The organism is Ensifer soli (assembly GCF_041928815.1).
Taxonomy (GTDB): Bacteria; Pseudomonadota; Alphaproteobacteria; order Rhizobiales; family Rhizobiaceae; genus JBHFEI01.
Genome location: NZ_JBHFEI010000016.1, coordinates 42,842 through 59,750 on the forward strand (window position 1 = coordinate 42,842; position 16,909 = coordinate 59,750).

The 16,909-nt window shown below is 66.3% G+C and carries 28 protein-coding genes; 2 read left to right on the plus strand and 26 right to left on the minus strand.

Annotated features, from left to right (window positions below):
* Positions 1–3: 3 nt before the first annotated feature.
* Positions 4–315: a hypothetical protein gene (locus ACEVQ6_RS19760; RefSeq protein WP_374890769.1), complete on the plus strand. Its 312-nt coding sequence runs from the start codon at positions 4–6 to the stop codon at positions 313–315.
* 13 nt (positions 316–328) lie between these two features.
* Here ACEVQ6_RS19760 and ACEVQ6_RS19765 read toward each other — a convergent pair whose 3' ends face one another.
* The 26 genes from ACEVQ6_RS19765 to ACEVQ6_RS19890 all read right to left on the minus strand — a co-directional run bounded on the left by ACEVQ6_RS19765 (position 329) and on the right by ACEVQ6_RS19890 (position 16,428).
* Positions 329–640 (minus strand): DUF1799 domain-containing protein, encoded by a 312-nt coding sequence (locus tag ACEVQ6_RS19765; RefSeq protein WP_374890770.1) that lies wholly within the window; start codon positions 638–640, stop codon positions 329–331.
* A 77-nt stretch (positions 641–717) separates the two neighbouring features.
* Positions 718–1,131, minus strand: coding sequence for a hypothetical protein (locus tag ACEVQ6_RS19770; protein ID WP_374890771.1), 414 nt, complete (start codon positions 1,129–1,131; stop codon positions 718–720).
* 33 nt (positions 1,132–1,164) lie between these two features.
* Positions 1,165–2,094: a phage tail tube protein gene (locus ACEVQ6_RS19775; protein WP_374890772.1), complete on the minus strand. Its 930-nt coding sequence runs from the start codon at positions 2,092–2,094 to the stop codon at positions 1,165–1,167.
* Complete coding sequence (locus tag ACEVQ6_RS19780) at positions 2,084–2,281, minus strand: hypothetical protein (protein ID WP_374890773.1); 198 nt, start codon at positions 2,279–2,281, stop codon at positions 2,084–2,086. Before ACEVQ6_RS19780 ends, ACEVQ6_RS19775 begins: the two co-directional genes overlap by 11 nt.
* 2 nt (positions 2,282–2,283) lie before the next feature.
* Positions 2,284–2,703, minus strand: a complete 420-nt coding sequence (locus ACEVQ6_RS19785) for a phage tail terminator protein (protein ID WP_374890774.1) — start codon at positions 2,701–2,703, stop codon at positions 2,284–2,286.
* Positions 2,700–3,125, minus strand: coding sequence for a gp436 family protein (locus tag ACEVQ6_RS19790; protein WP_374890775.1), 426 nt, complete (start codon positions 3,123–3,125; stop codon positions 2,700–2,702). The genes ACEVQ6_RS19785 and ACEVQ6_RS19790 overlap by 4 nt, the downstream gene beginning before the upstream one ends.
* A 2-nt stretch (positions 3,126–3,127) precedes the next feature.
* A complete protein-coding gene (locus ACEVQ6_RS19795) occupies positions 3,128–3,619 on the minus strand; it encodes a hypothetical protein (protein WP_374890776.1) in 492 nt (163 codons plus the stop codon).
* A gap of 117 nt (positions 3,620–3,736) precedes the next feature.
* A complete protein-coding gene (locus ACEVQ6_RS19800; protein ID WP_374890777.1) occupies positions 3,737–4,672 on the minus strand; it encodes a major capsid protein in 936 nt (311 codons plus the stop codon).
* A gap of 27 nt (positions 4,673–4,699) precedes the next feature.
* Positions 4,700–5,071, minus strand: a complete 372-nt coding sequence (locus ACEVQ6_RS19805; protein ID WP_374890778.1) for a hypothetical protein — start codon at positions 5,069–5,071, stop codon at positions 4,700–4,702.
* 12 nt (positions 5,072–5,083) lie between these two features.
* Positions 5,084–6,217, minus strand: coding sequence for a peptidase (locus ACEVQ6_RS19810; RefSeq protein ID WP_374890779.1), 1,134 nt, complete (start codon positions 6,215–6,217; stop codon positions 5,084–5,086).
* A gap of 200 nt (positions 6,218–6,417) precedes the next feature.
* Positions 6,418–6,936 (minus strand): phage virion morphogenesis protein, encoded by a 519-nt coding sequence (locus ACEVQ6_RS19815; protein ID WP_374890780.1) that lies wholly within the window; start codon positions 6,934–6,936, stop codon positions 6,418–6,420.
* A 110-nt stretch (positions 6,937–7,046) separates the two neighbouring features.
* Positions 7,047–8,285, minus strand: coding sequence for a PBECR2 nuclease fold domain-containing protein (locus ACEVQ6_RS19820; protein ID WP_374890781.1), 1,239 nt, complete (start codon positions 8,283–8,285; stop codon positions 7,047–7,049).
* A gap of 1 nt (position 8,286) precedes the next feature.
* Complete coding sequence (locus ACEVQ6_RS19825; RefSeq protein WP_374890782.1) at positions 8,287–9,762, minus strand: DUF935 domain-containing protein; 1,476 nt, start codon at positions 9,760–9,762, stop codon at positions 8,287–8,289.
* Between the two features lies 1 nt (position 9,763).
* A complete protein-coding gene (locus tag ACEVQ6_RS19830; RefSeq protein WP_374890783.1) occupies positions 9,764–11,413 on the minus strand; it encodes a hypothetical protein in 1,650 nt (549 codons plus the stop codon).
* Complete coding sequence (locus ACEVQ6_RS19835) at positions 11,410–11,997, minus strand: DUF3486 family protein (protein ID WP_374890784.1); 588 nt, start codon at positions 11,995–11,997, stop codon at positions 11,410–11,412. Before ACEVQ6_RS19835 ends, ACEVQ6_RS19830 begins: the two co-directional genes overlap by 4 nt.
* 3 nt (positions 11,998–12,000) lie before the next feature.
* Positions 12,001–12,300, minus strand: a complete 300-nt coding sequence (locus ACEVQ6_RS19840; protein ID WP_374890785.1) for a VpaChn25_0724 family phage protein — start codon at positions 12,298–12,300, stop codon at positions 12,001–12,003.
* Positions 12,297–12,662, minus strand: a complete 366-nt coding sequence (locus tag ACEVQ6_RS19845) for a DUF2730 family protein (protein WP_374890786.1) — start codon at positions 12,660–12,662, stop codon at positions 12,297–12,299. The genes ACEVQ6_RS19840 and ACEVQ6_RS19845 overlap by 4 nt, the downstream gene beginning before the upstream one ends.
* Positions 12,663–12,678: 16 nt before the next feature.
* Positions 12,679–13,059: a hypothetical protein gene (locus tag ACEVQ6_RS19850; protein WP_374890787.1), complete on the minus strand. Its 381-nt coding sequence runs from the start codon at positions 13,057–13,059 to the stop codon at positions 12,679–12,681.
* Entirely contained in the window at positions 13,056–13,436 is a 381-nt protein-coding gene (locus tag ACEVQ6_RS19855; protein WP_374890788.1) for a hypothetical protein, read from the minus strand. Before ACEVQ6_RS19855 ends, ACEVQ6_RS19850 begins: the two co-directional genes overlap by 4 nt.
* Positions 13,433–14,242 carry a peptidoglycan-binding protein gene (locus tag ACEVQ6_RS19860; protein ID WP_374890789.1) on the minus strand — a complete coding sequence of 270 codons (810 nt, stop codon included), beginning with the start codon at positions 14,240–14,242 and terminating at the stop codon, positions 13,433–13,435. The genes ACEVQ6_RS19855 and ACEVQ6_RS19860 overlap by 4 nt, the downstream gene beginning before the upstream one ends.
* 139 nt (positions 14,243–14,381) lie before the next feature.
* Entirely contained in the window at positions 14,382–14,726 is a 345-nt protein-coding gene (locus tag ACEVQ6_RS19865) for a hypothetical protein (protein WP_374890790.1), read from the minus strand.
* A complete protein-coding gene (locus ACEVQ6_RS19870) occupies positions 14,723–14,905 on the minus strand; it encodes a hypothetical protein (RefSeq protein ID WP_374890791.1) in 183 nt (60 codons plus the stop codon). Before ACEVQ6_RS19870 ends, ACEVQ6_RS19865 begins: the two co-directional genes overlap by 4 nt.
* Positions 14,906–14,907: 2 nt before the next feature.
* Positions 14,908–15,138 (minus strand): hypothetical protein, encoded by a 231-nt coding sequence (locus tag ACEVQ6_RS19875; RefSeq protein ID WP_374890792.1) that lies wholly within the window; start codon positions 15,136–15,138, stop codon positions 14,908–14,910.
* A complete protein-coding gene (locus ACEVQ6_RS19880) occupies positions 15,135–15,341 on the minus strand; it encodes a hypothetical protein (RefSeq protein ID WP_374890793.1) in 207 nt (68 codons plus the stop codon). The genes ACEVQ6_RS19875 and ACEVQ6_RS19880 overlap by 4 nt, the downstream gene beginning before the upstream one ends.
* Complete coding sequence (locus ACEVQ6_RS19885) at positions 15,338–15,955, minus strand: regulatory protein GemA (RefSeq protein ID WP_374890794.1); 618 nt, start codon at positions 15,953–15,955, stop codon at positions 15,338–15,340. The genes ACEVQ6_RS19880 and ACEVQ6_RS19885 overlap by 4 nt, the downstream gene beginning before the upstream one ends.
* Positions 15,952–16,428: a hypothetical protein gene (locus tag ACEVQ6_RS19890; RefSeq protein ID WP_374890795.1), complete on the minus strand. Its 477-nt coding sequence runs from the start codon at positions 16,426–16,428 to the stop codon at positions 15,952–15,954. The genes ACEVQ6_RS19885 and ACEVQ6_RS19890 overlap by 4 nt, the downstream gene beginning before the upstream one ends.
* 107 nt (positions 16,429–16,535) lie before the next feature.
* Between ACEVQ6_RS19890 and ACEVQ6_RS19895 the strand changes: the two genes are divergently transcribed.
* Positions 16,536–16,895, plus strand: coding sequence for a zinc ribbon domain-containing protein (locus ACEVQ6_RS19895; RefSeq protein ID WP_374890796.1), 360 nt, complete (start codon positions 16,536–16,538; stop codon positions 16,893–16,895).
* The last annotated feature ends 14 nt before the right edge of the window (positions 16,896–16,909 follow it).

Genomic DNA, 16,909 nt, shown 5'->3' on the forward strand with positions numbered 1-16,909 from the left:
GCCTTGATCCGCGCCTCGATCGCCTGCGAGGCGGAAAGCGCGCCGTCCTTCTCGGCGCGGGCGATCTCGCCGATCGTCTCGGCATGGCGCTGCATCGTCGCAGCCAGCGGCACATATTTGGCGCGTAGCCGGTCGAGCGAGGCGCCAAGGTTGTCGTTGGCGCTGCCGCCGAGGCCAATCGTGCTGTTGAGCGTGTCGAGGCTCGGCTTCGCCGCCTTCGCCGCCGCGCCGATCCCTTCGACGGCCGCCTTCGTCTCGGCGGCGCCGGCCTTGGCGCCGGCGGCATCGATGTTGGCGGAGATATTGACGCGATAGGGCGCGGCCATGATCAGCCGTCCTCACGCGCGTTGAGATAGGGCAGTGCCTCCGCCTCCATATGGCGGAGGTCGGCGAACACATGAGGCGGCGAGCCGAGGTCATCCAGGACGGCGCGGCAATCCGCGTAGCGCAGCCCGAACCAGACGAGCCCGTGCGGTGTCGCATCCACATGCCACTGCGTTTCGCAGGCGCACCAGGCGTTGATGCTGGGCAGGTTGGCAAGCGGGATCTGCATGGCGTCGTCATCGTCCTCGATCGCGTCGTCATCGTCGGGTTCCGGCTCCTCGATCACGACGCCCATCCGCGCGAACTGCTCGCGCATGTCGTCGGTGAGCGGAACCGGTCGGGTCCGGTCGTGGCGGCCAAGGCGGGCATGCGCCCAGGCGACGGCCGCCTCTGTCAGTTTTTTCGGCGGGCCTTGTCCTGGCTGATCGCGTCCTGGTAGGCGCGGTTGATCGCCGCGCGCACATGGTCGCGCGTCAGGACGCGGGAGAGGTTTTCCAGGGTGAACGGGATCTCGGCCTTGTTCTGGTCGACGATCTTGCGCCAGTTGCGCAGCACCCGCCGGAAGGCTTCCTCGTCATGCTCCTCAAGCTTGCGTTCCGCCTGGGCAATGGCGTCATCGCCGCCGATCTCGGCCGCCTCCTTCAGGATGGCGGCGCGCATGTCCTGCAGGACCTTGTTTTCCTCACGGTCGAGGATCTCGAACTCCACCTCGAACTCGTGCTCGACGACCACGCCGACCCTGGTCGGGTGCGGCTCCAGGACCTTGACGGGCCACCAGCAGGTAAGCGTATCGACGACAACGAACATGGGGATCTCCGGAAAACGAGGGGATGGCGACCGTCACTTGACGGTGATCAGGAATTCGTCGTTGCCGCTGCCCGTCGTCATCATCAGCGGCAGGGTGTTGTTCATGAAGCCGCGCGTCTGGCTGTAGCCGACGCGGCCGATCTGGGTGTAGTCGGCCTCCAGCCTGAAGATCTTGCCGGCGCCCTGTCCATGCTGAGCCACCAGCTCGCCACGGGTCTCAGCCTCGGAAATCGCGAGCCAGTTGACGGTGGAAAGAGCGGCGGCGCGCATGGTGGCGTTGCCCGTCGTGCGCCGGTCGGTAATCTCGATCGCCTCGGAGTTGATGAGGAAATCCGGCTCCACCCGACCGCCGAGGTCCATGGTGATCCCCTCGGTACCGCCGTCATAGCCATGCAGCGAGAAGGTGGTGTTGGCCTTGTTGACGCGCTGCACCGGCTGGAAACTCGCAAGCGTCAGCGCCGGATTGCTGACGTCGGAGATCGTACCGACGAGGCCGGACATGGTGAAGCGGATGCGCGGGATCTGCCCCGGCTGCATCGACAGCGTGAAGGTGCCGCGCGCGCCGAGAAGAATGTGCTGGATGCCGTCGCCGATCCAGCGGATCGAACACGACTCCTCCAGCGAGGAAATCGGGTTGTACTGGACGTCGACACCGGTGTTGATCACCTGACGCAGGCCGCACGCCCGCAGAGCCGGGCCATAGGCCGGCGCCGTTCCGGCAGCACCGGCGCCGGTGATGTCGACGGAGAACGACACCGTGCCATAGGTGCCGTCGAGCATCACGCCCTGATGACCGAGCCAGGGCACGATGTAATCGAGCGGGATCTCGCCGCCGACAGAAGGGTTGAAGTCGATTTCGACACCCTTGATCGCATTCGCGGCGCCGGTCGGGACGCTGTCCGCGCCGTAGGTGGTTTCGAGCTTCAGCAGCAGGGCGCGCATCGCCCACTTTTTACTGGCCATGCGTGGCGTCCTTCTTCTCCGACTTCTTCGCCGCCGGCGCGGTGGCCGGCGCTTCGTCGGCCGTGGCCTGTTCAGCCTCGGCTTTCCTGGAGAGTTCGTGCGCGGTGAGCTGCTCGGTGCCCTCGACCCGCTTCAGCGAGCCGTCCGGCTGGCGGACCCAAGAACCGCCGGTATTCGTGTCCGTCATCGTCAGGCCTCCAATACCCGGCTCGTCTGCCAGGTCTGCACGTAGATGCTGACGCCGTTGCCAAGGCTCCCGGCCTGGCCGGCGACCAGCTCGAAAAGATCGTTGCCAGGCGAGACCGCCCATCCCGCGATCGCGCCCTCGATCGCCGCCTTGATCGCGTCGAAGTCGAGCACCCGCCTGCCGCCCTTGGCATCGTCATGCCGGCGCACGACGAAGGCGGTCAGGATCTGCACCAGCACGCGCTGCTCGAAACCGCCCATGGCGAGCTCATTCGGCTCGGCCTGCTCGCGATAGGGCAGCACGAACACCGTGCCGTTCCTCGGTGCTGGCCCCTTGCCAATCGCATCGACATCCTCGGCCGGCAGCACGTCGGCAAGTTCGGGCGCGCGATCCTTGAGCCGGGCGATGACCGCGTTGATCATAGCCAGCCCTGAAGCTTCTCGGCGGTGAACACCGGGGCCGGCCCGGTGATAAGCACGCGCCCCGCCCCGGAAGCCTCCGGCGTCGCGCCGTCGAGGCCGGGAATGGCGATATTGCCCTGTGCCGCCAGCGCCAGATGATTGAGCGTGTCGCGATAGTCACGCACGACATAGTCCGGCGGCCCGTCGCGGTGCAGGTAGTAGCGCGCGATCGCCACTGCCCAGGTCACCACCATCGGCGGGACGGGGCCAAGCGGCATGGCGTAGCGCGCTGCCAGATAGGAATTGACCAGGTTGTCGGCATGGTCGAGCGCGGCGGCGACGACATCGGCGTCGGCGACATCGTCGCCGTCCTGGTCCGCCACCTGGAGGATTTCCGCCTCGCCCGCGCGCTCGATCAGGGCCTCAAGGTTGGCGTAGGGCATCCTCAGACGACCTCACCGGCTTCCCAGGGCGCAAGCGCGATGACATGCTCGGGCAGAACATCGTGCTCCGCCTTCGTCAGGACGATGTCATCCCCGAAGTCGAGCGCCGCCCCGTTGTGACGCACGCGTGCATAGACGGCGAAACGGCGCTTCTGCGTCGGCTCACTCTGGGGGAGACCGCCTGCGGGGACGGCCGGATTGCCGTCCCCGCCCGCGTCGCTCTCGGGGGTTATCTCGGAATGGTCGACCGATGCAGCGGCCGCCGCCGCATCGGTCTGGTCGTGCCCCTCGGTTACATGCGGATCAGCGCCTGTGGCTGCCTGATCCTCACCGTCGGCGGGGCCGGTATTCATCCCGTCAGGCGCGCTCTCACCTGACGGGGCAGACGAGGAGCTTACCGCATCCACGTCCTCGGGCACCCCTGTCGTGGCGGCAGGCTGATCCGCCTCTACCGGGGATGCACTTTCGGATTTGTTGGTTTTCTTCGGGGCCATGAGCGTCTGCCTCTTTCGAACGATCGGCAAAGGGTCTTCAAAGGCCCTTTGCGGATGGTTCGGGCCGGGTTAGAGGCCCGGCCCATGCCGTCTGTCCGCGCCGCCAGTCGTGCGGCGTCAGGCGACGGCGTTCTGGAAAAAGTACCCGAGGTCAGCGGCCGAGATGACCTCCGCGACACTCTCGCCGGAGCGCACCCGCACCGAGCCGCGCAGGCCGATCTTCGGTTCGTCGATCGAACCGGCGACACGGTCGCCATACTGCGCCGTCCACCCGAAGGTCGGCACCTCGCCAAGCGAGGAGACGCTGCGCTCGCGGCGGATGAGCGCGCAGTGCTTGCCCCAGAGCCGGTAGCGCACCGGTGTCTGGCCCGGCTTGGCCGAGTTGGCGAAGCTCTGGCCGACGATGATGTCGTCGAGCTCGAGGAGATCGGCGACGGCGCGTTTCGTCGCGACGCCCTCGCTCGTGCCGGAGGGGGTCAGCGCCTTCAGGATCTGCGCGTTGCGCCGCAGTGCCGACCAGGTGAGCCGGCCCATCACGGCGATGTTCGGGTCCATCACCATGCTGTCCTTCGCCTCGGCGACGTCGTCGATCGGCGTGCTGTCGGCGTGCGACCACTGCGACGAGCCGGACAGGGTCTCCCTGTTCGCGGCCGGATAGGTGTTGGCGTCGAAGACCTTGGTCGCCACGCGGCGCTCCCGGTCGAGCATGACGAGGTTGGTCAGCATCTGCGTGGCGAAGGCGCGCGGATCGTAGCCCGGCGGCGCCTGGTTGATGTCGTCGATCGGGATGATGCTGTCCTGGCCGTAGTCGAGCGTGACGCCGGGCTGTTCGGTCCCGCTGAACTCGACCGTGCCGGGCTCGGACTTGCGGCCGACCTTGGTATCGGGGATTGTGATCATCTGGCCGAACGAGAAGATCATGTACTTGAACAGCGACTTTGTCAGGCGCGGCTCCAGGCGCGGCAGCACCTGGTCGGCGATCATCTCGCCGTTCTGGTAGGAGATCGCGATGCCGGTGAGCACCGGATCGACGGGGAAGGGCTGTCCAGCCATGCAAAGGCTCCTGTAGATCGACCGGGCTTAGCCCTGGATGCGGACGGGGTTGACGAAGCACCGGGCGATGTCGCCATCGGCGCCGTTGACGGATAGACGCCCGCCGACATTGTTGTTGACGCCGGTGGCGGGCGCGGCCGCGACCGCCTTGCCGTTGGCGTCGGCGACGAAGTAGGCGCCCGGCGTGATCGTGCCGCCGACATCGACCTCGGTCGGCCCGAACATCACCACGTCAACGCGGCCGCCGCTGACGGCGCCGTTCGGGAAGTCGGTGACGCCGATGACGAGGTCCGTCGCAGCCGTCGCCAGCGCCACCTCGCCATCGTTGCTCGTGAATTTCACCAGCCGACGATGGCCGATGGCGCCGGAGGCGACGAAGGTCTGGGTATGCGGGTTCATGGTCGTGTCCCCTCAGCGGCGGTTCTGCAGGCGCATGGCGGCCGTGGCCGGACCGAGGTCCTCGCCCTTCGCCTTCGCGTCGCGGATTTCGGTGTCGATGGCGGCGGCAACCTGTTTCGGGTCCGAGAAGTCGAGCCCTTCGCCCGGCGCCAGCTCCTTCTCGATCGCCTGGACCGGCAGGCTTTCGAGCAGCGAGCGGAAGGCCGCGCGCGGCGTGCTTGTCACGTCCGTGCCGCCCTCAGAAAAGGTCAAGACGCCGTCGTCGAGCTCCGAGAACAGCACGACGGCCTTGTCCTTCAGCCCGATCGGCAGGCGGCCCGCTTTGACGATGCTGTCGACGAAGTCGGCATCCTGCTTTGCCTGCGCCTTGCGGCTCGCCTCGGAGAACGCCAGCTGATCGGCAGCGAGCTTCTGTTCGCGCGCCTCGATCTCGGCAAGGCGCTGATCGGCATCGCCCGGCGACGACGTCGCCGGCGGAATGGTGGGGGATGGCATGGGGTCACCCGTGGTTTCGGTTTCGGAAAAGGTCGGGGAGGCAGGGCGATCCTCGGCGCGCATCTCGGCCGCGCCCTGCGTCAGCTGGTCCAGCTCCCATTTCGGGATGAGCCGGTCGGCGGTCTCGACGTCGCTCGACGCGATGAAATGATCGCGGATACCGGAGAGGAGCCGCCCGATGCTTTCGAACATCCAGGCGCGCCGCCCCTCGGCGAAATCGAGATCGATGGTGATGACGCCATCCTCGGCCTCGGCGAACTCGATCGGCGCCAGCCCCTTGACCGCCGGCGGCTCGGCGCCGAGGAAGCCGACATGGCGCAGATGATACTGGCCGGGCGTGGGGTTGCCGGGCGAGGCCGGTGCGTAGATGCCGATCGAGCGTTTGTCGTAGCGCCCCTCGCGGACCATCTCGGCAAAGGTCGGATCGACCCGTTCGGCCTCGGCGATCAGCCGGTCGCCCTTGACCGATAGGCTCTTGATCCAGCCCCAGGCCGGCGCGTTGGTCTTCGGGTGGCCGATGACGATCGGCGCCTGGTGCTGCGCCGGATCATAGGCCTCGGCGAAGGCGACAAGGCTTTCCACGCTCGCCCCGAGCGCAATGCCCTGGCTTGACGTGTGCTGTCCGGCGCGGAAGATCTCGAACGGTTTCATGGTCCGGACAGTGCCCGACCGGCACGGCCGAAACTATTCGCAACCACCTTGTGGGTAACGCCCCCTCATCGGGGCGGCCGACAGTCTCCCCGGGAGGCCGCCAGCATCGATTTTGAAGCGGCTTCAAAGCCCGTGGGCGCGCGTTTACGGCTCAAGGCTATCATTGCCGCGCTCGGATCGCCAGAGCGCTCCAGCGGCCGCTAATTCGGATCGGGCTCCGGAGCGCCGCGATCCGGCATCAGATGGTCGGCGACGATGTCGATCACCGCCCTTATGTCCGTCTCCGACCAGCCGAGGAACTGCCGGCGCGGGATGGTCACGGATTTGACCTTGAACGTCTGCCCGCCCATCGAGAACACCAGGGCCGAGGCCGTCTTCGGCACGATCGTGCCGCCCTCGTTATGGATGCGGGCATAGATCTGGTTGGAGCCGATCGTCACCGACTGGTCGGCGAGCTGGTAGAGGATCTCGCGCGACAGCGTCCGGTTCGGACTGCGCAGGATGCCCGGCCCCTTCTTCGTCGTGGCATAGAGCGGATTGAGCGCCGCCCACGGCTTTCCCTCGGGATCGGCCTGCGCGATGAAGCGCCGCTTCGTCGCCGGCACCTCGTGCTCGGCGATGTTCTTCAGCGCCGGCCGCAGATCGCCGGCGGCCGAAAGCATCCTGCCGAGCGCGTCGTCGGCGTCAGAAGCGTCGAAGGTCAGTGTCGCGCCGGCCATGCTTGCATCCTTCCGCCCGCAGGCTTATTTTCTTTATGCCAAGCGTGGTGAGCGGCCGATCCGCACCGGTAAGCCACGCGGGTGGGGCGCCCCGGATCGGAGGGGTGCCCCTATCGTTTGCGGTAGAGGATCGCGCCACGCCGAAACCTCTGCAGGTAGGCCTCTGATGCATCGAAGCCGGTCGCCGCATGCCATCCTTTTCCGGTCCACTCGAAGCTGACGAAGATCGGCTGGCCGTTCGCGAGCACGAAACGACGCAGATAGCTTCGCCGGAGCACGACACGATCGCCGATCCGGGCCCAGTTTACCCAGATCTCGTCTGGCTCCTGGATCGCCTCCGCCATCAGCCTGACATAGCGGCCTCGACCAAGCTTGTTGCTCTTCAGGCGGATGGGCTGGCCCTCGGCATTGCGTTGTTCGAACAGGCGCTGTGAGATGGTGATGATGCCGCCGGAACGGTCACGGAAAAAGCCCTCCTCACCAGGCTCCAGCCCGAAGCGGGAAAGGAAGTGCTCGGCATAGGCCTCATCCGTGAGATTGTCCGCCAGCACCGCATCCGGTCCGGCGCGCGTCGGTAGTGGTAGCTCGGGCAGGTCCATGGCCGGGGCTTCGGTATCGATCGGCGCCAGCGGCTGGCGCAGCGCGCGCGGCACGATGCCGGAAAGCCATTCCTCGCCGGCATTGTACTCCCAGCCGCGATCGATGCCGCCGACGCGCAGCTCCGGCAGTCCGGTGCGCGGATCGCGGCCGTCGTAAAACTTGAGCTCCGGCGACGGATCGGCCTCGGTCTTCCCCTCGGCCAGGAGATCGCGCCGCGACAGCGCCTCGACGTCGCAGCCGCAGCCGAAGCCGTTCGGCGGGTAGATGTACGTCCACACGGGGTCGGTCGCCGACCAGACCCGCCCGTCCCAGGCAAGATGCTGCAGGCGCGGATGCTCGGCGCCGGAATGGACATAGCGCCAGTAAGGCCGGTAGCGCAGCACGTCCGGATCAGTCATCTGCGCGTAGCGGCCGGCCATATAGCTGACGCGCATGTTGGCGTTGAAGATGATCCGCGCCCGCCAGTCGCGCCGCTCCTCGTCCGTCTTCCCGCGCGCCTTGAACACCCATCCTGTGCGGTCGACGATCTCGTCGAAGCTCTTGCGAAAATCCTCGTAAGGTCTGCCGTCCGTCCGCGCCCGCAGGATCGCCGCGGCAAAATCCGCCAGCATGTCGTCGCGCGTCACCCCGGCGACCGAGAAGGCGCGCACATGCGCGGCCGCCTTGAGGTCGTCGGACCGGTATGTCGGCAGGTTGACCTTGCCGGCAAGGAAGTCGATCGCCTCCTGGAACGGCAGCACGCCCGCCATGTCAGGCCGCCGTCACGCTGTCGTGGCCTTCGAGCCGCGCGAGCATGATCGCCTGTTCCAGCGTCCCGGCGAGATCGTCGACGCCGAGCGTGCCCGAAAGCCGGGCAAGCCGCACCATCAGGTCGTCATAGTCGCGTGCCTCGGCGAACTCCAGGCGGATCGCCTCGACCATCGCCTCGATCGAGGGTGCTGCCGCGGTCGCCGTCTGGTCGGCGAGCTCGGCGACAGCCTGGTTGCGCGCATCGGCCGCCGCGCGGAAAGGGTTCTCGGCAAACTCAAGCCCCGCCGTCGCGGGCGGCTTCCCCGGCGCCGTCGTCTGCTCCTTCGCGCGCTTCACCCACTCGCCGCCATAGGTGTCGTCGATGTACTGCACGTCCTTCGGCTCGTAGCCCATATCGTGCAGGGTCTTGTCGCGGACCACCTTGTCGTTCAGGTCCTCGGCCTCCGAGAAGTCGCGCCAGACGTCGGGCACGCCGGCGCCCGGTATGTTCAATTCGACGATCCAGCGCACCAGCGTCCGCTTCAGCGTCGCGGAGATCAGGTCGGCATCGGCCTTGGCGATCGCCTCGCGCACCTCGTTGTGCACCTCGCCGAGAGACCTGGCGCCGCGCTCGCCGGAATTGGTCGTCAGCGTCTCGCCGAGAACCGCCTCGCTCATCAGCTCGTCGAGATAGCGGCTAAGCGCCTCCAGAAACTCGCCACCGCCGCCGCCCTTGGCTTCAAGCAACTCGATCAGGGTGTTTTCGGGCGCGACGATGCCGACATCGTTCGCCACCTGACGCAGGATGTCGAGCAGCTCCTTCTGCCGCTTCTCGTCATAGCCGCCGGGATAGGTCGCCTTGATCGTCGGCGTTCCGTGTTTTTCCGTCGCCCTCAGCCAGTGCGCCAGCACCTGGCGCTTCATCCAGGCCGGCCAAAACAGCACCGAGCCGAGGCCGACGCCGTATGGATCGTCATCGTCGTCGTCGATCGAATGCCGGTGGACGACGAACTTTCGGTCCGGCACGGCAACGCCGTCCTGCATATTGCTGCGCGTCAGCATGCGCAGCTCGCCGTCCGAGTTGAACCGGAACCGCCGCTGCTTCTTGACCTTGACATCGGCGACGGTCCAGGCCCCGTCGACGCGCTTCCAGATCACCTCGGCGACCGCGTAGCCCTTTAGCACCGCGCCCATCAATCCGCGCGTCAGCCGGTCGAAGTCGATCCCCTTCAGCTGCGTCTGGACGAGCTCCGCCGCCTGTTTGTCGATCGCACTTTCGCTCGCCTCGAACACGGCCCATTCCCGAGAGCAGACCTCCAGCTTGCGTTTCTGCAGCACGGCATAGACATGCGGATCGCGCCGCACCTCGTCATAGGTGTCGACGCCCTTGCCGCGTCCGCGCAGCGTCTCGTCTGTCGGCTGCATGACGCCCTGGTACTGTGGCACATAGGGGTCGGTCCGGATCGAGGCGAATTCGGCGATCGGCGGGTTGGCCATCTCACATCCTCATGAAATCGGAAAGGTCGGCCCTGGGCTGGATCGTGCCAAAACTGCCGCCAAGCGCCTCGGCGATCGTCGACGACGTCCGCGTCTCGCCGGTGCTGCCGGCGCCGACCTCGCCGCCGCTCTGCTCGCTGGCATAGATCGCCATGGCACCGGCGATCGCGCTGTCGGCATGGCGATCGTATCCGTCCGCGCCCTGGCTGCGCGCATCGTCCGGCACCTTGGCGATCCCTTTGACGACCTTGATCGCGCGGTAGTCCGTCATGACGTCGTCATCGAGCGGCAGCTCGATTGACCGGTCGTCGAAAGACGCCTTCAACTTCGGCATGTTGAGCAGATACCACGCGCTGGAAATCTTGATCTCGCTGACCATGGAAACCCCGAACTTCTGCCTTGCGACCTCGGCGAGATAGGCACCATTGCCCGTCGCGTCGAAGGCCGCGTGGAAGAAGCGCGGTAGTCGGTCGCGAATGTAGAAGACGATCTGCTTTTGCGCTTCGAAGGGGACGTTCCGGAGCTCCAGCAGAAACGGCGTCGCACGGGAAAGGTCCTGGCGGATCTGCATCGGATGGATCACGGAGAGGTCGCTCGATCGGCCGAAATCCTGTCCAAGGCAGCTCCTGCGCCGTGGGTCGAGACTGTCGAGATGCGGCTTGAGCAGCATCGCACACATCTCGTTGACGTCTGCTACGCGCAGGTCCTCGGACCAGTCGACAAAGCCCGGCGGCGGCGTCCATCGGACCACAGGAATGTGGCTGTGCATGCACGCGTGGATCAGCGTGCGCGGCAGGAAAGCGCCGGCGGACTGTGAGGGGATGCAGCGCAGCTCCTCGTCGGCGCCGGCGCCGTAGGTCTTGTAGATCTCGGCGCGCCACTTTGCTTCCGCCTCCGGCGACCACTCGCGCCTGGTCTTAAGGCAGACGCGGCGATAAAGGCCGTTGTCGAGCGCATCGTCGAAGGTGACGCGCACCACATGGCCCGGACGCTTGCCGGCACGGATCTCCTGGATGAGTTCGTTGAACGGGTTGTCGACGCCGTTGTGCGTCGAGATGACGAGAACCTTGCCGCCCCAGATCAGCAGCGCCAGCGCCGCCTTCAGCAACGCCTCGGCGTCATCGTGGAAAGCGAATTCGTCGATGATGACATAGCCCTGTCGGCCGCGCAGTGAGCGCGGCTTCGACGACAGCGCCACGATCTCGAAGCCGCTGGCGAAGGTGATGCGAAAGGCCTTGATCGCCTTGTCCTCACCCTTCTCGCCCTCTTCGAGGAAAAGGAATTCCGAGACCTCCGAACAGGCCGGCGCGAAGGCCTTGGCCCACATGCCGCAGCAGTCGATAAACTCGCGCGCCATGTCGAGATTGTAGCCGATATAAAGCACGTCCATGCCGCCGGCGGCGAGCGTCGCACCGGCGGTCAGGACGGCATCCGCGCCCACACCCCAGGTGGCGCCGACGCGACGGCTCTTATCGGTGACGACGAGATTGTAGCGGGCGGTGGCAGCGAGAAGCTCTTTCTGGTGCTGCAGAAGGATGTCGGGCAGCGCCTGCCCGGCGAGTTCCGGCGGCAAGGCCTGCAGCATGGCGCGGCGATGCTTCGTCCAGTCTTCTTCCGTGACGAGCGCAGTATGGTCGACGATCGCGTTCACGGATCGACCCCGAGGATCTGTCTCTTGATGTCGTCGACAGTTTCCTTGCTCAGCCCCTTGACGCGGCCGGCCGTCTCGACGGCCTGGTCGACCTTATCGGCAAACTCCTTCTCGACCTTCTGCCGCCGCTGCGTGGAAACGCTCTGCGCCTGCGTCGCCGCGCGCAGCGCATTGGCAAGCGCCATCGCGCCCTTCGGATCGATGCCGCCTTCACCGGCCATGGTCAGCACCTCGAAGATCAGCGTCTTGATCGCCTCGGCCGCGATCAGCGTCAGGTCGTCGGATTGCGCTGCGTCGAATTTTTCCGCGAGCGTGCTGGCGATCTCGCGTGTTTGCATCAGCCGCGCCGAGACGGTCGCGAGCTTCACGCCGTGCCGATGAAACATCGAAAAGGAGGGGATCTTGAATTCGAGCTCGCCCCGATACTCGCGCTGCAACGCCTCCAGCCGCTCGACGAACTCGCCGTAGATGTCGGTGAGCGTGCGGTTCTTCGCGTGCATCTCGTCGGCCGCCCAGGCGATGATCGGCGCGCACTCCTCCGGCAAGAGCTCGATGCTGGAGCGACGGCCGAGTCCCTTCGCCATCTCCTACGCCCCCAGGGACGGACGGGCGACACCTTCAAGCACGATGCGTCGCTCGACATGATCCTGTCCGCCGCGCCGGAGCTCGGCGATCATCACCGATCCGGCCTCGGTGATATGGATCGCGCCGATATCGGCGAGGTAGCGCAGCTGCACGCGCACCCATTCCCGCGATCGGCGATGCCCGAAGTTGTCGAGCACGGCGGTCAGCAGCGTTTCGTTCAGGCGGTTGTCCGTCTGGGCGGAGAGCTCGCGCAGGATCACGAGCCGCGCGTCATGGGTGAGGTGGTCGGCAAAGCTGCTCATGCTGCACTCGTCTTGAGTAGGTGATCCTGGACGAGCATCACCGTGCGCGCCGTCGAGATCTGCGTTTCCTCCATCCGGCCCAGGCGACCGGAAAGCTCGCTGATCGCCAGCCGGAGTTCCATGAATGCCTTCGCGTCAGGCAGGTGCTTCATGTCGCTTTCGAGCGATTGGGTGCGCTTGCTGAGTTCCGTCACCGCCGCCATGAGCACCTTCATTTCTTCGGCATTGCGCTTCTGGAAGGTCTCCAGCTCGGAGGCGGTCTTGCGCGCGCTCGACGAGATGATCACCCACACGGAGGAGCTGACGGAGATCACCAGGGCGAGCAGGCCAAGCCAGGATTTGAGATTGTCCAGAAGGTCCACAGGGCGAATTCCTTGGTCAGTACGCCCGAGGCGGTACGAAGATACAGATTGTCCGGCCGTCGTCCTTGCCGCCGATAGTGCACCAGTGGAACTCGCCGTCCGGAGAGTCCCGCACACGGGCATCGCGATAGCGCACGATCTCGCCGCTCGGCACGGTATAGCCGTCCGCGCCCTCCTTCACGCTGGCGCCCCGGACGGGCCGGCAGTCGTATCCCGAGCAGCACGAGAGCGGATAGCTCCAGCCGGCCGGCGCGTCATGGGCGAACGCTGCCGGCATCAGAAACAGCCATAGCGCCGCAAGGATCTTGCCGAGCCCCAAACCGAACACAGCGCCGACGACCAGAACCGCAAGCCAGTAGATCAGGGCCTTCGCGGCCTGGATCGCGCGGCCGCTCATACCGGCTCTCCCGTCAAACCCGTCACCGCTTCCGCACGGACGGGCTCGGGAGCCAGCATCGGGTCACGCCCCTGCGCCGCAATCTTGGGCGCGAGATACGTCTCGATATCCTCGTCATCCAGCCCGAAGTAGGCGAGCGCGTCGGGAACGGACCGCCGCACATAGAAGACGGCGTCATCCATGTCGCCATCGTCGAGCAGCAGCAGTTTAGCGGCGTTCGAAAGCGCCGATTGCAGCGCCTCGCGCCGCTTTGCCTCGATCTCGATGCCGGTCCAGCGCCGCCAGTACAGCAGCGCCACGCCGAGGATCACCGAGATCAGGAGGTCGATCAGATCCGGCAGGACCTGCATGATCTGCGCAAGCACGAGCTCTTTCATGCGTCTTCCTTCGCGATGTAGGGTTCGATTGCCGCCCAGGTGTTGCGGCCGATGATGCCGTCGACGACGAGCCCACGCGCCCGTTGCAGGGTCTTCACGGCCCCCTCGGTGCCCGGCCCGAAGATCTCGTCGATGGTGAGCAGGTAGTGGCCGGCCGCTGCCAGCGCGCGCTGCGCGGTCTCGACGGCCTCGCCCTTCATCCCGCGCCGGAGCACCGGCCGGGACTGGATCTCGCTGAAACTGAGGATATCGGCGCCGATGCGCGCCACTTCCGTCTTCGCCTTGCCGAGGTAGGCGGCGCGATCGGCAAGCCCGTTGCGGCCGCCATTCACGATCTTGGTCACCGCGACCAGGTCGTCGCGGTCGGCGATCACGTTGAGCGAGCGCGTCGACCAGTACCAGACCGCCGCCCACATCGCCCACGGCCATGTCGCCACGGCTTCGGGGTCGGCGACGAAATCCGGGCAGTCATGCCCGGCCGAGCGCATCCAGGCGGTAAACCGGGCGTAGTTGTCCCGCCCGGTCAGCTGGATCGGCCCGCGTCCCTTGTACCGGGCGCCATCGCCCTTCTGGACATTGCCGAGATCCTCGCGTCCTTCGTAGGCCGCGCCCGACGCATATTCCTCGACCGCGCAGAAGCCATCGCTTTCATGCGCCAGCTGCGCGAGGAAATGCGCGATCCGCAGCGGCGTCGTCGCCTTGAGAAATTTGAGCGCCTCGGGCAGCAGCGGCCCCATGGCGGCGATGATCGCGGCCTGGCGCTTGGCCTTCACCCCGCCGATCTTCGGCGCGATGGCGCGCAGCACGGTTGCGCCGATGAGGTCGACAAGCTGGATGGATGACACGGCAGGCCCCGGATGATGTCGCCGGCAGGTCCGGCATGGGGCGAAGGTGCACGATCTCGGCGCGACGAAACATTCGCAACCCCCTTGGGGGTAATCCGTCTCAGAGCGGGAGGGTAAGCTGCGTGCCCTTGTCCGAGAGCATGGCGCGGACGGTCACGTCGGTCACGTGCAGCGTCCGGGCGATCTCGACCACCGGCATGCCGCCGGCACGAAGCTTGTGCGCGATCCACGGCCGATTGATCGGTATGCGTACGATCGAGCGCGATCCGAGCCGCTGCGCCAGCGCCCGGACATTGTCCTGGCCGATAATACGGGCGAGATCGGAACGCGCCTGCGGATTGTCGGCAAGGTAGACGGGAGATCCGCCAAGGGCAAGGAGGAGCTCGACGGTCATCGTCTCCCCGAGGATCTCGACATAGGGGACGATGTTCTGCGGCGTTTTCATCGGCGCCCGAGCTCCAGCTCCAGCGCAATCTGCCGCGCAGTCAGCAGCGCCACCGTCTTTTCCGTGCGGATGCGCGAATGCGGATCCATCCGCACGCGCTTCAGCCGCCGCAGCAACGCCTCGCGCTCGGCGCGGATGCGGCCGAGTTCCGCGCGGTCGAAGAGCGGCAGCGTGCCCACGGTCAGAGCTCCGCGCCGGGTTGCGGGTGGATCACACCATGCGGGCCGAGCACGGTGACCACCGTCGCCCCGCGCAAAACCAGCTTGACGCCCTCGATCTGCACCCCGACGGCGCCATGGATGACACCGCTCGCCGCCAGCCCCGAAATGTGCCGGCGGAAGAACTCGACGTCGAGCCCGTGCGCCCGCTCCAGATAGCGCAGCACGGCATGGTCGGTCACATGGATGATCATCGCTCTTCCCCCTCTCGCTCGGCGATCGCCATCAGGTCGAGGGCGATGGTCGCCATCTGGTGCGCGGCCGCCAGCGGCCCGACCAGCCGGGCGAGATCGGCGGCGGAGGTCTGCACGGCGTCCATCGCCGTCTCCACCTGGCATTCGGCGGCTGAGAGGATGCCCTGCATCAGCGTCTTGATGTTCGGCACGCGCGTGGTCATCGCGTCGCTCCCTTGAGCCCGCGAACCCGCTTGCCGAGCGCGTTCATAACCTTGACCCAGCCGGCCGTGTCGATCTGCTCGTAGTCGCAGCCCGCCAGATAGGACGCGGCGGATCGGAACTGCCGCCGGTCATCACCCAGAATTTCCCATTGCGCCCAGGCGATTTTCACGCCGTCCGGCTGGCCGCGATACTGGTCAGCCCAGACCACCCCGCCGTCCCGGGCAAGCCAGCCCTTGAGCCCCTCGATCGCCTTCCGCGCATCCTCGGCGTGATGAAGGAACCGGATATGATCCAGCCCGGTCTGCCGCTTGATGAAGGCGAGCATCGCCGTGTCGTCGCGGTCCTGCACAATCCCGAGGTTCCAGCCGGCGATCCACAGCGCCTGCATCTTCTTGGCATACTTGCCCGTAAGTTGCTGCCGGCCGCCGGCCTTGCCTTCCGCTGGCCTAAAGCCCTCATTGCGGAAAACGGTGATGACGCGCTGGCGCTCATCCTCGGTCATCTCCTTGGCCGAGCTCTTGCCGGTGATGATGCGCAGCTTCGCGCGGTAGGTGTCGTCGTCCAGGCCAAGCTGCTTCTGCGCGGTTTTGATGGCGGCGATGGAGGAGGTCACAGCCCAGCCTCCTCCAGCAACTCCGCCGCGCGCTCGGAAAGATCCGGGCGGAAAAATCCGAGGCGCAGCTCCAGCGGCGAATGATAGCCGCCGGGCTCGTCACGGCCGGTCATCAGCGGCGTGTCCACGATGGCGGCAAGGCACTGCGCCAGCCGCTGTTCCAGGGTCTCCTCATGCGGGATGTTCATCCCGAGCTCCGCGTCGACGGCGCGGTCGAGATCCTCGCCAGTGATGATCTTCCCGTGGCCAGGCCGACCGGCATAGACGCCTCCGACGAGCACATCGACCGGACGCGCCAACCGATCCCTCAGAAAGCGATAACGCCGGGCGTCGTCTTCAAGCGCCTTCTGCCGGGCGTCCTGGCACAGCGAGCAGGTTTCGTCGTCGGCCTTGCAGACCGGCTCCCCTTCGTATGTCAGGATGATACCCGGCTGGAGCACGAGGCCGCATTCCTTGCATTGCCACTCGCTCATGCGCTTGCCCCCGCGAACAACGCACGCCCGTCCGCGCCGCCCCTTGCCCAGCTTCCCGGTATCGTGGCAGCATGGAATGGGGAGCAACCCTGAAGAGGGAATTTCAGATGGAAGGCTTGATCGGTGTCGCGATCATTCTTGCGTATGTCATCGGTTTTGCCACGCTGTGCGGCAGTATCTTCGAAGGCAAGGGCTATGAGCGGGGCGTTGGAAACCTTGTAGGAGGGCTTCTCGGGATTTTTGGGCTTCTCATCGCGGTTGTGCTGCCCGACCGCATCAAGCGGAAAGCCTACGAAGAGCAGGCCCGCAGCGCGGCGGCCGTCCAGATGGCCATGGCGACCAACATCGAGAAAATCGCCAGCCGGCCCGAGACCGCCGGCACCAAGATCTGCCCGGACTGCGCCGAGGCCGTGAAGCTGGATGCCCGCATCTGCCGGTTCTGCCGGCATGAATTCGCTTCCGCCTGATCGCTGCTGCCGTC